This is a genomic window from Flavobacterium sp. ABG (assembly GCF_001027725.1).
GTDB classification, from domain to species: domain Bacteria; phylum Bacteroidota; class Bacteroidia; order Flavobacteriales; family Flavobacteriaceae; genus Flavobacterium; species Flavobacterium cupriresistens.
Genome location: NZ_LEKS01000009.1, coordinates 164,672 through 178,854, shown reverse-complemented (window position 1 = coordinate 178,854; position 14,183 = coordinate 164,672). Strand labels below are relative to the sequence as shown.

14 protein-coding genes are annotated in these 14,183 nt (G+C 35.2%); 2 read left to right on the top strand and 12 right to left on the bottom strand.

What is annotated here, in order from left to right; translation table 11 throughout:
- Positions 1 to 769: 769 nt before the first annotated feature.
- Positions 770 to 2,671 (top strand): S9 family peptidase, encoded by a 1,902-nt coding sequence (locus AB674_RS11895; RefSeq protein WP_047776857.1) that lies wholly within the window; start codon positions 770 to 772, stop codon positions 2,669 to 2,671.
- Positions 2,672 to 3,316: 645 nt separating this feature from the next.
- Positions 3,317 to 5,764: a hybrid sensor histidine kinase/response regulator gene (locus AB674_RS11890; protein WP_047776838.1), complete on the top strand. Its 2,448-nt coding sequence runs from the start codon at positions 3,317 to 3,319 to the stop codon at positions 5,762 to 5,764.
- On the opposite strand, the gene AB674_RS11885 is transcribed toward AB674_RS11890, so the two are convergent.
- The 12 genes from AB674_RS11885 to pdxA form a co-directional block, all read right to left on the bottom strand.
- Positions 5,761 to 7,104 (bottom strand): sigma-54-dependent transcriptional regulator, encoded by a 1,344-nt coding sequence (locus tag AB674_RS11885; RefSeq protein ID WP_047776836.1) that lies wholly within the window; start codon positions 7,102 to 7,104, stop codon positions 5,761 to 5,763. The genes AB674_RS11890 and AB674_RS11885 overlap by 4 nt on opposite strands.
- A gap of 129 nt (positions 7,105 to 7,233) precedes the next feature.
- Complete coding sequence (locus AB674_RS11880; protein WP_047776834.1) at positions 7,234 to 7,530, bottom strand: hypothetical protein; 297 nt, start codon at positions 7,528 to 7,530, stop codon at positions 7,234 to 7,236.
- An 8-nt stretch (positions 7,531 to 7,538) separates the two neighbouring features.
- Complete coding sequence (locus AB674_RS11875) at positions 7,539 to 7,835, bottom strand: PepSY-like domain-containing protein (protein WP_047776832.1); 297 nt, start codon at positions 7,833 to 7,835, stop codon at positions 7,539 to 7,541.
- A gap of 36 nt (positions 7,836 to 7,871) precedes the next feature.
- Positions 7,872 to 8,162, bottom strand: a complete 291-nt coding sequence (locus tag AB674_RS11870; protein ID WP_047776831.1) for a hypothetical protein — start codon at positions 8,160 to 8,162, stop codon at positions 7,872 to 7,874.
- Between the two features lie 27 nt (positions 8,163 to 8,189).
- Positions 8,190 to 8,486: a hypothetical protein gene (locus AB674_RS11865; RefSeq protein WP_047776829.1), complete on the bottom strand. Its 297-nt coding sequence runs from the start codon at positions 8,484 to 8,486 to the stop codon at positions 8,190 to 8,192.
- Positions 8,487 to 8,542: 56 nt separating this feature from the next.
- The gene (locus AB674_RS11860) at positions 8,543 to 8,839 is read right to left on the bottom strand and encodes a hypothetical protein (RefSeq protein ID WP_047776827.1); all 297 of its coding nucleotides are present in this window, start codon (positions 8,837 to 8,839) and stop codon (positions 8,543 to 8,545) included.
- 305 nt (positions 8,840 to 9,144) lie between these two features.
- Positions 9,145 to 10,491, bottom strand: a complete 1,347-nt coding sequence (accC, locus tag AB674_RS11855) for an acetyl-CoA carboxylase biotin carboxylase subunit (protein ID WP_047776826.1) — start codon at positions 10,489 to 10,491, stop codon at positions 9,145 to 9,147.
- 85 nt (positions 10,492 to 10,576) lie between these two features.
- Positions 10,577 to 11,065 carry an acetyl-CoA carboxylase biotin carboxyl carrier protein gene (gene accB, locus AB674_RS11850; RefSeq protein ID WP_047776824.1) on the bottom strand — a complete coding sequence of 163 codons (489 nt, stop codon included), beginning with the start codon at positions 11,063 to 11,065 and terminating at the stop codon, positions 10,577 to 10,579.
- A 23-nt stretch (positions 11,066 to 11,088) separates the two neighbouring features.
- On the bottom strand, positions 11,089 to 12,087 hold the full coding sequence (locus tag AB674_RS11845; protein WP_047776822.1) for a beta-ketoacyl-ACP synthase III: 999 nt from the start codon (positions 12,085 to 12,087) through the stop codon (positions 11,089 to 11,091).
- Positions 12,088 to 12,259: 172 nt separating this feature from the next.
- Positions 12,260 to 12,454 (bottom strand): 50S ribosomal protein L32, encoded by a 195-nt coding sequence (gene rpmF / locus AB674_RS11840; protein WP_007137315.1) that lies wholly within the window; start codon positions 12,452 to 12,454, stop codon positions 12,260 to 12,262.
- A 9-nt stretch (positions 12,455 to 12,463) separates the two neighbouring features.
- The gene (locus tag AB674_RS11835) at positions 12,464 to 13,006 is read right to left on the bottom strand and encodes a YceD family protein (RefSeq protein ID WP_047776821.1); all 543 of its coding nucleotides are present in this window, start codon (positions 13,004 to 13,006) and stop codon (positions 12,464 to 12,466) included.
- A 106-nt stretch (positions 13,007 to 13,112) separates the two neighbouring features.
- Complete coding sequence (pdxA, locus tag AB674_RS11830) at positions 13,113 to 14,162, bottom strand: 4-hydroxythreonine-4-phosphate dehydrogenase PdxA (RefSeq protein ID WP_047776819.1); 1,050 nt, start codon at positions 14,160 to 14,162, stop codon at positions 13,113 to 13,115.
- Positions 14,163 to 14,183: the final 21 nt, after the last annotated feature.

Sequence of the window (14,183 nt, the reverse complement as noted above, 5' to 3'; positions counted from 1 at the left end):
ACGTAAATTCCAATCTCTTAAATTCCAAATTCCAACGTGGGGTGTCATTCTGAGTGAAGTCGAAGAGTGGACTTTCTTCTTTTAAATCACCAACGAAATATACTAGAAATAAATTCCAATCTTTTAAATTCCAAATTCCAACGAGGGGTGTCATTCTGAGCGAAGTCGAAGAGTGAACTTTCTTCTTTTAAATCACTAACAAAATATACTAGAAATAAATTCCAATCTTTTAAATTCCAAATTCCAACGAGGGGTGTCACTCTGAACGAAGTCGAAGAGCGACACCCTTCCTTTTTTTAATCACCAACGAAATATACTAGACGTAAATTCCAATCTTTTAAATTCCAAATTCCAACGAGAGGTGTCACTCTGAACGAAGTCGAAGAGTGGACTTTCTTCTTTTAAATCACTAACAAAATATACTAGACGTAAATTCCAACCAGAAGTGTCACTCTGAGCGAAGTCGAAGAGTGAGCTTACTTCCTTTTTTTAATCACCAACAAAATATACTAGAAATAAATTCCAATCTTTTAAATTCCAAATTCCAACTAAGAGTGTCACTCTGAGCGAAGTCGAAGAGCGACACCCCTCATCTATCCAAGTCACCAACAAAAGGTTGGAATTTGGAATTTCAGAAGATTGAAATTTCAGAGATCGGAATTTAAACCCATTTTTCCCAAAAAACATTAACAAAAATTGGAATTTGGAATTTAAAAGATTGGAATTTAAAATTCGTACTTTAGGCACCACAAAAATTAGAATTTCAATTATGAAAAAAGTAGTAGTAACAACCTTAATAATGATGAGTTTAAACGCTATCGGACAGAATGTAATGTCACCGGAATTGTTATGGAAATTAGGACGAGTGACTCCACTAGGCCTTTCGAAAGACGAAAAAAATGTTGTTTTTAAAGTAACAACTCCTTCTGTAGAGGAAAACAAATCGCATTCTAAATTTTACATTTTACCAGTAAATGGAGGAAATGCAACTGAAATCAAAGACACCAAAGAGGTGTTGACAGACAAAAACATTTCGCCTGACGGAACGTTATTAGTCTACAATGAAGAAGTAAAAATCGATAAAGTTTTAGGGAAAGACTTCTATCCGAACTTAGATAAATCTGATGTTCAGATTTACGATGGTTTAGATTACCGCCACTGGGACACTTGGAACGAAGGGAAATTCAATCATGTTTTCTATAAAAATAACAACAAAGAAACTGCAGGAATTGATATCCTTAAAGGAGAAGCTTTCGACAGTCCACAAAAACCTTTTGGTGGTGACGAAGATTATATCTGGTCTCCTGACGGAAAAAGTATCTTGTATGTATGCAAGAAAAAAGCCGGAACTGCTTATGCAGTTTCTACGAATACCGATATTTATGAGTACAATTTAGAAACTCAAAAAACAAGCAACAGAACCGAAGGTAACTTAGGTTATGACACTGCTCCGCAATTTTCTCCAACCGGAAATCTAACTTGGTTGCAAATGAAACGTGATGGTTATGAAGCGGACAAAAACGACATTATTGTTGAATTTAAAGGAATCAAAACGAACTTAACTGCTAATTGGGACGGTACTGTAGATAATTTCATGTGGAGTAAAGACGGTAAAAAAGTATTTTTTGTAGCACCGGTAGACGGAACAAAACAACTTTTTGAAGTAAACTTTCCGGGTTTAACCAAAATAGCCATTCAGGTTCGTCAATTGACAAATGGAGATTTTGATGTAAGTGATTTAGTTGGATTTTCAGGTGATGAAATTATCGTAACGAGAACAGACATGAATCATGCGGCTGAAATTTTTTCTTATAATTTGAAGAAAAAAACCTGGAAACAATTATCAAATGTAAATACCGAAACATACAACACCTTAACGTTAAGCAAAACAGAGAAACGTTATGTTACGACTACCGACGGTAAAAAAATGTTGGTATGGGTAATTTTACCTCCTAATTTTGATGCTACAAAAAAATATCCAACGCTATTATTCTGTCAGGGAGGGCCACAATCTGCCTTAACACAATCATACTCTTTCCGTTGGAATTTCTCTTTAATGGCTGCTAAAGGTTATGTAGTAGTCGCTCCAAACCGTCGCGGAATGCCGGGACACGGAGTAGAATGGAACGAACAAATCAGTAAAGATTGGGGTGGACAGGTTATGGATGATTATTTATCTGCAATCGATGATGTCTCTAAAGAAAGCTATGTTGATAAATCTCGTTTAGGTTGCGTTGGCGCTAGTTACGGTGGTTATTCTGTTTTCTATTTAGCCGGAATTCACAAAAACCGTTTCAAAACTTTTATCGCTCACGATGGTGTTTTCAATACTCAAAGCATGTTTGGAACAACGGAAGAAGTTTTCTTTAACAACTGGGATTTTGGTGGTGCTTATTGGGAAAAAGACAATGCAGTAGCGCAAAAAACGTATACTACTTTTAATCCTGCAAGCTTAGTTCAAAACTGGAACAAACCGATTTTGATTGTTCAGGGAGGAAAAGATTTCCGTGTACCAATCGGACAATCACAAGAAGCTTTTCAGGCGGCACAATTAAGAGGTCTTAAAAGCCGTTTAGTCTATTTCCCGGAAGAAAACCACTGGGTTTTAAAACCTCAGAATGCTCAGGTGTGGCAAGGTGAGTTTTTCAAATGGTTAAACGAAACGTTGTAAGCGTCTGTTTCGAAATAAAATAGCACGCAGATTTGGCAGATTTTTTTCAACATTGCTTTTGAAAAAATCTGTTAAAGCTGGGTGAAAAAACTGCCACAGATTAAAGGATTAAAATGATTGGATAATCTGCGACGCAAAAAAATTAAACACGAATTTCACTAATTACACTAATTAATTCGTGCCGATTGGTGAAATTCGTGGCAAAAAAATCAAGACGATCAGATAATCTGTGCGAATATTTTTAATCTGTGGCAAAAAAATTAAACACGAATTGCACTAATTACACTAATTAATTCGTGCCAATTGGAGATATTCTTGGCAAAAAAACCAAAACGATCAGATAATCTGTGCGAATCTTTTTAATCTGTGGTAAAAAAATCAAACACGAATTGCACTAATTGCACTAATTAATTCGTGGCAAAAAAAAACAATTCGTGCCAATTCGTGAAATTCGTGTTTAAAAAAAATAACCGTAGATTTTCTAGATCGAACCTGTTTCATCTTTAAAATCTGCGGTTTTTTTAAGCCCCATATTAAAATTATACAAGATTTTCCTCGCGGTTTATAATCCTAAATCAGAAAATTTTAAATAAATTGCAGTTGTTTCATTTACAAAAACCCTTGCAATTCCTGTTACCCTAATTTATGGAGAGTAAAAAAAGTTACATGCCGTTTAAAGTACTCTTCAGTTATATTGCATTACTGGGATTAGTTGTTACGGTTGGTTGGTTCCTATATTCTGAAAATAAAGTTTATAACAAACTCGAAGAAAAAATAGGCTTTGAAAAAACCAAGATTTTAAGAGTCAGTAAACTCTTCTCCAATGTATACAAAACAGAAAGTTTGGCCCGAAAAACGATCCAGACGAATTCTGAAAATGACTTTAAAAGTTATATTATTGAAACAGATTCCCTACGTGCAAGAATTGATACTTTAAAACAAATCGTTACTACCGACTATCAGAAAATTTTACTAGACAGCGTTACCTATTTTTTGTCCGAAAAAACAGAGAATATCCGACAGCTAAAAACCATAAAAAACAAAGCCGACGATGAAGTTTCGGTCAATACCGCTATTGACGAAATTACCAAAATGGAATTCAAACTCCGTAAGCTCGAGCTTCAGGATTTTACGAAAAGCCCTAATCAATTGGGAAATTACCAGCGAAATGTGCTCCAAAAATATGTGGATTATCTCAATCAGAATATTCCCGACGACAGTACCAATACGTTGAGTAAACAAGCCTCTGATTCTATCTTGGCCAATTCAAAAAAGCTATTAAGCAATGTCAAAATAAAAGCAGAAAAAAAGAAAGAATCGCTGAATTTTGAGGAAAACAAATTGCTTAAAAATGAAATCGCCATCTCGGAACAACTTAGAAAAGTACTTCGTATTATAGAACGTGAAATCATTATCAACTCTATAAAAAACAATTCTTTAAAAGAAAAATCACTTAAAAAAGTCAATGATATTGTAACGGCATCTGCCATTATTGGTTTATTGCTGACGGTGTTTTTCTCTATTTTAATTGTCAGCGATTACTCCAAATCTCAATTGTATAAAAAACAGCTCGAGATTGCTAATTTCAAAACCAAAAACCTGTTAAAAAGCCGCGAGCAACTTATCTCAACGGTAAGTCATGATCTCAAAACACCTTTGAGTACCATAGTGGGCTACACGGAACTTTTGGGCAATTCTGATGTGACCACCAAACAATCCTATTTCGTAAAAAACATTAAAAATTCCTCTGAATATATTTCGCAACTCGTTCAGGATTTATTGGACTTTTCCCAAATTGAAGCGGGGAAAATTAGCATCGAGAAAGTACCTTTCCTTTTGCCGGAGCTTATTGAAGAGGCTGCCAAAAATATTCAGACCGTTTATAAAAACAAAACCATCGATCTTATTATCAATGTTGACGATCAGCTGAGCAGTAAAATAGTCGGCGATCCGTTTCGTTTAAAGCAAATCCTGACCAATATAATCGGGAACGCTTATAAATTTACAGAAAAAGGCTTTATCAAAATCAGCGCTTATGTTGCGGACAACAGCGACTTTTTTGTTATTACCATTGAAGATACCGGAATTGGAATTGAGAAAGGAAACCAACAATTAGTTTTTGAAGAATTTGCACAGGCCAATGAAAATATTGAAAAGCAATATGGCGGAACCGGCTTAGGTCTGTCTATTTGCCAAAAAATAGTCACCATTCTTCAAGGAAGTTTAACTCTTAGAAGTACTTTTGGAGAAGGAAGTACTTTTGAAATCAGACTTCCTTTATTATTTGACAGTACTAAAAACACAACGGCTACAACCCCGAAACTGCCCGCTAACCTCAATACAAAAAAGCTGACTTTTATTGTTATTGACGACGATATTAATTTATTGAATTTAACCAGTGGGGTCTTAAAACAGGAAAACCATCATGTTTTATCTTTTAACAAAGCCGAAAAAGCGTTAGAAACCATTGCTACTACTGATTTTGACTTTATCATCACCGATATTCAAATGCCGGAAATGGATGGTTTTATGTTTATTGAAAAATTAAAAAACAGTGCGCTTTCGACATTCAAAAACCAACCTGTAATTGCGCTGACGGGAAGAACAGATCTCGATTTCTCCGTTTACACAGCGGCCGGATTCACCACAGTTATCAAAAAACCGTATTCCCCAAAAATGCTGCTTGAAACCCTCCATCATATTGCGGAAGATATTCCGCTCCCCAATAGTGAAATAGGAACTACTGAAGCTTTATCAACCAACGAATCCCTATACTCGTTAGATACCCTGAAAGAATTTTTAGGCAATGATGCTGATGCTTTGAAAGATGTTATCACCTCGTTTATTGAAAGTACTAAAGAAAATTTGACTTACTTAAACAAAGCAATAACAGAAAATGACACTTCTGAGATCAACCTTATCGCACACCGAATTGCACCGATGTTCAAACAAATTGAATCTGATAAAATTGCCGGTATTTTAAAAACTTTAGAAAAGAATGAATTTAAAAATTCTGATTTAGAAAGTATATTCAACAGTTTAAAAACCCAAATCGAAACTCTTTTTATCGCTCTCGAACAAGAAATAGCTTAATCTATATTGTATTGCTTTAGCTTATTGTAAAGTGTTTTTCTGGTAATCTTAAGCAGTTTAGCCGCTTCTGATTTGTTATTCTGTGCTTTGGATAATGCGTGAATAATGGCCTCTTTCTCGTTTTCTGACAAGGAGAAATTTCCTTTAGAATTTTGTTGTTTTTCGATTTGAAAAAATTCTGTTGGTAAAACTTCACTTTCAATATAATCACCGCGTGACAATAATGTGGCACGTTTTACGCAATTTTGAAGTTCACGTAAATTTCCGGGCCAGCTGTAGTTTTGAAAAATTCGAATTACATCCGGTGAAAAACCAATAATCTCTTTGTTTAATTGCTGATTGGCTTTCTCGAGAAAATAATCGGCAAAAACCATTAAATCTTCTTCGCGGTCTGTCAAGGAAGGAGACTGAATAGAAAATTCATTAATTCTATGGTATAAATCTTCACGGAAATCACCATTTTTAACAGCTTCCCGCAAATCTTCATTGGTGGCCGTAATAATTCTGATATCAACGTTAATTTCTTTGTTGCTTCCTACGGGTTTAATTTTTCGTTCTTGAAGTGCTCTTAGCAACTGAATTTGATTTTCATACGAAAGATTTCCTATTTCATCTAAAAAAAGAGTTCCACCGTTAGCCGCTTCAAAATAACCCATTTTGTCGCTGATTGCTCCCGTAAAAGATCCTTTTAAATGTCCGAAAAACTCACTTGCAGCCAATTCTTTTGGAATTGCACCACAATCAACGGCAATGAAATTATTGCTTTTTCGGGTACTTTGCTCGTGAATGCTTTTGGCGATGATTTCTTTTCCTGTACCACTTTCTCCAATAATTAAAACAGACATGTCTGTTGGACTAACCAATTGAATATGATCCAGTAATTTTTTTGAAGCTACAGAAATTCCTCGTACAAATTCGTTCTCCGTAGTGGCAGTTTGTTTTTTGACAACTTTTTTTTCTTTTGTTGGAACTTGAACTTGCGGAGTTTGCAAAGCGTTTGTAATAACCAACAAAACTTCATCGGGATTAAACGGTTTCGAAATATAGTCTGCAGCGCCATTTTTGATCGCTTTTACAGCCGTATTCACATCGGAGTATCCTGTCATTAAGATCACAGGTATTTCGGGATTTGAAGCCTTAAATTCAGTCATAAGTACAATACCATCAGAGTCCGGTAATCGAAGATCCGTTAAAATCAAATCGAATAATTGATTGTTAACTGCTACTCGGGCTTCTGCAGCTGAAAAGGCAATGATTACTTCATATTCTTTTTTTATCAGGAACTTCTCCAATAATTTGCAGAATGAAATATCATCTTCTATTAGTAATATCTTTGGCATTGTTTTTTAGTGACTTTTTTGCTAAAATAATACTATTAAACTTGTCTTTTCATAAAATTTTGCAAAAAAAAAAGAGATTGTTATCCAACAATCTCTTTTTTACCAAAAACATAAATCTAATTCACCTAATTATATTTTCAACCAGTTGCCATTGACATCTGAGTAGACAGTAGCCTTTTGGTCACCAACTGATATATCTAATTTGTACTCTTTTTTCTCGTTTACATAAGCTTTAACCAATTTTGCACCAGGGTACGCTGTTTCCAATGCCGTTTTTACTGCTGCCGGAACAGCATCTGTACCAACTTCGGTATATTCGGTTTGGAAACTTGTTTCCGTTTTCACTTCTTCAGAATGTACAATTGTAGTGGCATAAATGGATAGGCTTCCTAAAACGATTGCGGCTATTAAAACGATCTTTTTCATATTTTTTCTTATTTAACTATGTTTCCCGCAGCATCAGAGAATATAATATACTTTTTGTCTCCTTTAGAGATTTCAAGCTTATACTCTTTCTTCTCATTTACATACGCTTTTTCAAGTTTTGTACCTGGAAAAGATTTTTCAACTGTTGATTTTACTGCTGCCGGAACTGCATCTGCACTAACTTCCTTAAACTCATCTTGAATAAGAACGGATTGGTTTACTGCATTTTCTAATGATGGAGTTGTGGCTGCATTAACAGTTAAACTTCCTAAAACGATTGCTGTTGCTACTACTAAATTTTTCATAATGATTTTTTTATTGGGTTGTTTAATAATTAGTTATTATTTTTTTAGAATATTCCCTTGAGCATCGGTGTATACTACTGACTTTACTTCTCTTACAACGATCTCAATTTTATATTCTTTCTTTTCATTAACGTATGCTTTTTCAAGCTTCACCCCCGGATAGGCATTATCTAAAGCTGTTTTGATGGCTGCCGGAACAGCATCTATTTCTTTATACTCCTCCTGAGTGGTTTCTAACTGGACTTTTGTGGTTTTGATAAAAGTGGTTCCAGCCTGCATTGACAAAGTTCCTAAAACGATAGTCGCAGTGATCATTAATTTTTTCATAAGATATAGTTTTTAAGTTTACTTTGGTTATTTTTTAATCCAGGTTCCATCTGCATTAGCAAAAAGATTTCCTGTTTTGTCCCCAACGGTAACTTCTAATTTATATTCTGAATTTGCATTTTTGAATGCCTTGGCAAGTACAGCAGTCGGATAAGCTTTTTTAAGAGCATCGGTAATCGCGACTGGTACTTCCTCCAGCTTCACTTCAGTATATTCGTCCTGAACTGAGATTGTTTTTAGGCTTGTAGTAGTTATCGGAGAAGTTGAAGCAAATGAAGTCAAAGTTCCCAAAACGATTGCGGCTGATAAAAATAAATTTTTCATAGTGTGTATATATTTTATAGTGTTTATTGAATGCTTTTTAAGAGAAACCAAGATACTTATTTTTTGATCCAGGTTCCATCTGCGTTAGCAAAAAGATTTCCCGTTTTATCTCCAACTGTTACTTCTAATTTGTACTCTGAATTTGTATTTTTGAATGCTTTAGCAAGTACAGCAGTTGGATATGCTTTTTTAAGAGCGTCTGTAACAGCAGTAGGAAGTTCCTCCAATTTAATCTCTGTATAGTCATCCTGAACTGAGATCGTTTTTACTGTTGTGTTACTAATTGGAGTAGTTGAGGCAAATGAAGATAAACTTCCCAAAACGATTGCGGCTGATAAAAATAAATTTTTCATAATGTATATGTTTAGTTATTTAATAGTTGTTATACGCTTTAGGATAATGAAATTATTATGCCGTAAGTACAAAACCAACTATCAAACGCCCTAAGCTCTTATTTTAAAAGGCTTTAAACAAAATATAACAAAACTCAAAAACAAACAAAATTGTATACTATTACGAAATAGTGTGTAAAAAGTATACACAAATAGTGTTTACTTAGCGAAAAACCAAACCGGCAAACCGGAGCGTTTTTTTAAACGGTACTGATAAACTAACTATAGAAACAAAAAAAGGCTATCAAAATTGATAGCCTTTAAAATTATTCGATTGGATTCATTTTGAAAGTATCCATAAATGCAGTAGTATAATCTCCTGCAATATATCTTGGATCATCCATTAATTGTCTGTGGAAAGGTATTGTCGTTTTCACACCTTCAATAACGAACTCATCCAAAGCTCTTCGCATCTTGCTTATTGCTTCTTCACGAGATTGCGCTGTTGTAATTAACTTGGCAATCATCGAATCGTAATTAGGTGGAATACTATAACCAGAATAAACGTGTGTATCTAAACGTACACCGTGACCACCTGGCATATGAAGCGTAGTAATTTTTCCCGGTGAAGGGCGAAAATCGTTATACGGATCTTCAGCATTAATACGACATTCTATAGCGTGTAATTGTGGTAAATAGTTTTTTCCGGAAATTGGAATTCCTGCAGCCACCATAATTTGCTCACGAATCAAATCATAATCTATAACTTGTTCTGTGATCGGGTGCTCTACCTGAATACGGGTATTCATTTCCATGAAATAGAAATTTCTGTGTTTGTCAACCAAAAATTCTACTGTTCCTGCTCCTTCGTATTTAATAAACTCAGCAGCTTTTACAGCAGCTTCTCCCATAGCAGCACGCAATTCGTCTGTCATGAAAGGGGAAGGTGTTTCTTCAGTAAGTTTTTGGTGACGACGTTGTACTGAGCAATCTCTTTCAGAAAGGTGACATGCTTTTCCATAAGAATCTCCTACAACCTGAATTTCGATATGACGTGGTTCTTCAATAAGTTTCTCCATGTACATTCCGTCATTCCCAAAAGCAGCAGCAGCTTCCTGACGTGCGCTTTCCCAGGCTTTCAATAAGTCTTCTTCTTTCCAAACAGCACGCATTCCTTTTCCACCACCACCGGCAGTAGCTTTAAGCATTACCGGGTAACCAAATTCTTTAGCCAGTTCTTGTGTTTGTTCAAAAGATTCTAACAATCCGTCTGAACCTGGAACACAAGGTACTCCTGCTTCTTTCATGGTAGCTTTTGCAGAAGCTTTGTCTCCCATTCTGTCAATCATTTCAGGAGCGGCACCAATAAATTTGATTCCGTGTTCCTGGCAAATTTTAGAGAATTTAGCATTCTCAGAAAGAAAACCGTATCCCGGGTGTATTGCGTCTGCATTGGTAATCTCAGCAGCAGCAATAATATTTGACATTTTCAAATACGATAAGTTACTTGGAGGAGGTCCTATACAAACCGCTTCGTCAGCGAACTTAACATGTAGACTTTCTGCATCAGCTGTAGAGTAAACCGCTACAGTTTTGATTCCCATCTCTTTACATGTACGAATTACACGAAGTGCAATTTCTCCTCTATTCGCAATTAATATTTTTTTAAACATCTTACTTATATTAAAAATTACAAATTCCAATCTCCTAATTCCAACTCATTGGATTTTGTGATTTGTCTATTGGAATTTTTAAAAACTATGATGGATCAACTAAAAATAAAGGTTGGTCAAATTCTACAGGAGACATATCGTCAACAAGAATTTTCACAATTTTACCTGAAACTTCTGATTCGATTTCGTTGAATAATTTCATTGCTTCAATTACACAAAGAACATCACCTTTAGCGATAGTGCTTCCCACTTCAGTGAAAACGGCTTTATCCGGAGATGGTTTTCTATAAAACGTTCCAATAATTGGAGATTTTATAGTGATATACTTAGAATCTTCTGTTGCAGCTGGTGTATCAGTGTTAACATTTACAACAACCGGAGCTGTCTGCTGAGGAACTACTGCCTGTGGCAATGCAGTTTGAGCAGGTAATTGTTGCACATAAGTAGCTTCTGTTACATTTGTTTCCAAAGTTGTTCTGATCGTGATTTTCACATCATCCATTTCCAACTTAACTTCTGCAACTCCCGAATTTGCAACAAATTTGATTAGGTTTTGAATTTCTTTTAAATCCATAATGATTTGTTTTTAGTTTTAATTTATTTCTTATCGTAAGCCCATTTTAGGTAAATAGATCCCCAAGTGAATCCACCACCAAAAGCGGCAAAAATAATATTATCTCCTTTTTTTAATAAGTGTTCAAAGTCGTTTAGCACTAATGGTAAAGTTGCTGAAGTTGTATTACCATATCTTTCGATATTCATTAATACTTTAGAATCTTCAAGCTCCATTCTGTTTGCTGTCGCATCAATAATACGTTTGTTTGCCTGATGCGCTACTAACCAGCTTACATCTTCTCTAGTCAAATTGTTTCTTTTTAAGATCAATTCGCTGGCATCAGCCATATTAGTTACTGCGTATTTGAAAACGGTTTTCCCGTCCTGAAAAACATTGTGTAGTTTGTTTTGTACGGTCTCTGCTGTAGTAGGAATCAGAGAACCACCGGCAGCGATCTTAAGAAAATCACGTCCTACGCCATCACTGCGTAAATATTCGTCTTGTAAACCTAAGCCTTCATAATTTGGCTCAAATAAAACAGCTCCTGCGCCGTCTCCAAAAATAATACAAGTCGCTCTATCTGTATAATCTACAATTGATGACATTTTATCCGCACCAATCAATAATACTTTTTTATACCGTCCTGACTGAATATAAGCTGCAGCCGTAGACATTCCGTATAAAAAACTTGAACATGCTGCTTGCAAATCGTATGCAAAAGCATTTGTAGCTCCAATTTCCGTGGCAACAAAAACTCCTGTAGAAGCTACTGGCATATCTGCTGTAGCCGTTGCCATTATAACCATATCAATCTCTAACGGATCAATATTTGCTTTCGCTATTAAATCCTGTGCTGCTTTTATAGCAAGAAACGATGTTCCTTTGTCAGCATCTTTAAGAATCCTTCTTTCTTTTATCCCGGTACGAGTGGTAATCCATTCGTCATTGGTATCAACCATTGTTTCTAAAACTTTGTTCGAAAGTACAAAGTCAGGAACATAAGCTCCAACAGCGGTAATTGCGGCTGTGATTGTATTCATTATATTCTATTATTTCCTTCCAAATACTCCTATTTGAAAAATTTTTAAAAGACTTGAAAATTACAAAAAAAAACAAAGCGAATTTGTATCTATTTTCTTAAAAAAAGAAAATTATAACCAACAAAAAAAACTCCCACGATGTGAGAGTTCCAGTATTTTTTACAAAAACGTATTAAGCAACCGCTACAGATTTATCGATAACAACTTGCCCTCTGTAATACATTTTACCTTCATGCCAGTAAGCTCTGTGGTATAAATGTGCCTCTCCAGTGATAGGACATGTAGCGATCTGAGCTACAGTAGCTTTATAATGTGTTCTTCTCTTATCTCTTCTTGTTTTCGAGATTTTTCTCTTAGGATGTGCCATTTTACTATATTATTTATCCGTTAATAGTTTCTTTAATTTGTCCCAACGCGGGTCAATATCTTCTTCTTGTTTACTCTCTTCTTTTTGTTCTTTTACGGTTAATTCATTCAGTTTTGTTAAAGCTTCGGTTTGCAAACTTCCGTCTTTTACTCCTGGATGAACTCGTTTTAGCGGTACCGAAAGTGCAATCATCTCATAAATGTATTGTGCTACATCTATTTCATGCTCTCCATGCGGCAAGATCAACAACTCTTCATTATCGTTATTGAATTCATCTCCGAAGCGAACAATTAATTTCATTTTCCCTTTTATAGGCAAATCAAATTCTTCGCTTGTCAGATCACAAGGTACATTTATAGTCCCTTTGTGTTTGAAATCCAACTCCATCATGTTGCTTTTCTTATCTAAAACTAAAGCCACTTTGATATCCGAACTTTGAAATTCGTCGTAATCAAAGTTCTCAAAGAACGCGTTACTTATTTGATACTCAAAATGGTGTTTTCCTAATTTTAATCCTACGAAAGGAATTAAAAATTCTTTTGTTTTGCTCATTTCAACATCAATTTATCCAACCGGTATCTAAAACTCAGATACCTGAATTGGGGTGCAAAGATATAAAATTATTATAAAACTAATAATCTTATTCACCTTTTTTTGTTTATAACTGTTTTTCTTTTATTTTAAGAGGTTTTTGAGTAATCTCCTCATGCTGATTACGCGAGCGAAAAATATCAATCGCAAGGTAAACGGCCTCTTTAAATGAATTGTAATCTGCAACATCTTTTCCGGCAATATCATAAGCCGTACCGTGGTCCGGCGAGGTTCTTACCTTATTCAATCCTGCTGTATAATTAACCCCTTTACCGAACGAAAGCGTTTTAAAAGGAATAAGTCCCTGATCGTGATAAGTCGCCACAACAGCATCATATTTTTCATATTGACTGCTTCCAAAAAACCCATCTGCGGGAAATGGTCCGAAAACCATAGTTCCTTTATCGAATATTTTTTTCAAAACCGGCTTTAAAATCAAATCATCTTCTTTTCCGATCACTCCGCCATCACCACAATGAGGGTTCAACCCTAAAACTGCAATTTTTGGTTTCACAATACTAAAATCCTGAATTAAGGACTTTTTAATGGTTTCTATTTTTCTGGTGATCAATTCTTCTGTCAAATGAGACGAAACCTCATTCAACGGCACATGATCCGTTAGCAAACCAACTCTCAAATTATCCTGAACCATCATCATAAGGGCATTTCCTTCTAATTCTTGCTCTAAATAATCGGTATGTCCCGGAAATTTAAATTCTTCAGACTGAATGTTGTATTTATTAATAGGAGCTGTAACCAGAACATCAATTAATCCATCCTTTAGCGCCTTTGTAGCCGCAACAAAAGATTTTACAGCATACTCCCCTATTTTTACATCATTTGTTCCAAAATTGACATCTACACCTTCTCTCCAAAGATTAAAGACATTCACTTTTCCCGTCACTACCTGGTCTAATTTATCTATCCCATGAAACTGAATGGTAGAAGTCACGCTTTTTTTAACAAACGAAAGTATTTTGGCATTAGCAAAAATAACCGGCGTACAGAGTTCCAACATACGAGAATCTTCGAATGTTTTTAATATAACTTCGCTTCCAATACCGTTTAAATCTCCTATTGAAATTCCAACAATTATATTTTCTGCTTTTTTATTCATGTGCTCAGTTTATTTATTACT

Coding starts and splice junctions, on each gene's coding strand:
- AB674_RS11895 (WP_047776857.1), top strand. CDS start 770: ATGAAAAAAGTAGTAGTAACAACCTTAATAATGATGAGTTTAAACGCT.
- AB674_RS11890 (WP_047776838.1), top strand. CDS start 3,317: ATGGAGAGTAAAAAAAGTTACATGCCGTTTAAAGTACTCTTCAGTTAT.
- AB674_RS11885 (WP_047776836.1), bottom strand. CDS start 7,104: ATGCCAAAGATATTACTAATAGAAGATGATATTTCATTCTGCAAATTA.
- AB674_RS11880 (WP_047776834.1), bottom strand. CDS start 7,530: ATGAAAAAGATCGTTTTAATAGCCGCAATCGTTTTAGGAAGCCTATCC.
- AB674_RS11875 (WP_047776832.1), bottom strand. CDS start 7,835: ATGAAAAATTTAGTAGTAGCAACAGCAATCGTTTTAGGAAGTTTAACT.
- AB674_RS11870 (WP_047776831.1), bottom strand. CDS start 8,162: ATGAAAAAATTAATGATCACTGCGACTATCGTTTTAGGAACTTTGTCA.
- AB674_RS11865 (WP_047776829.1), bottom strand. CDS start 8,486: ATGAAAAATTTATTTTTATCAGCCGCAATCGTTTTGGGAACTTTGACT.
- AB674_RS11860 (WP_047776827.1), bottom strand. CDS start 8,839: ATGAAAAATTTATTTTTATCAGCCGCAATCGTTTTGGGAAGTTTATCT.
- accC (WP_047776826.1), bottom strand. CDS start 10,491: ATGTTTAAAAAAATATTAATTGCGAATAGAGGAGAAATTGCACTTCGT.
- accB (WP_047776824.1), bottom strand. CDS start 11,065: ATGGATTTAAAAGAAATTCAAAACCTAATCAAATTTGTTGCAAATTCG.
- AB674_RS11845 (WP_047776822.1), bottom strand. CDS start 12,087: ATGAATACAATCACAGCCGCAATTACCGCTGTTGGAGCTTATGTTCCT.
- rpmF (WP_007137315.1), bottom strand. CDS start 12,454: ATGGCACATCCTAAGAGAAAAATCTCGAAAACAAGAAGAGATAAGAGA.
- AB674_RS11835 (WP_047776821.1), bottom strand. CDS start 13,006: ATGAGCAAAACAAAAGAATTTTTAATTCCTTTCGTAGGATTAAAATTA.
- pdxA (WP_047776819.1), bottom strand. CDS start 14,162: ATGAATAAAAAAGCAGAAAATATAATTGTTGGAATTTCAATAGGAGAT.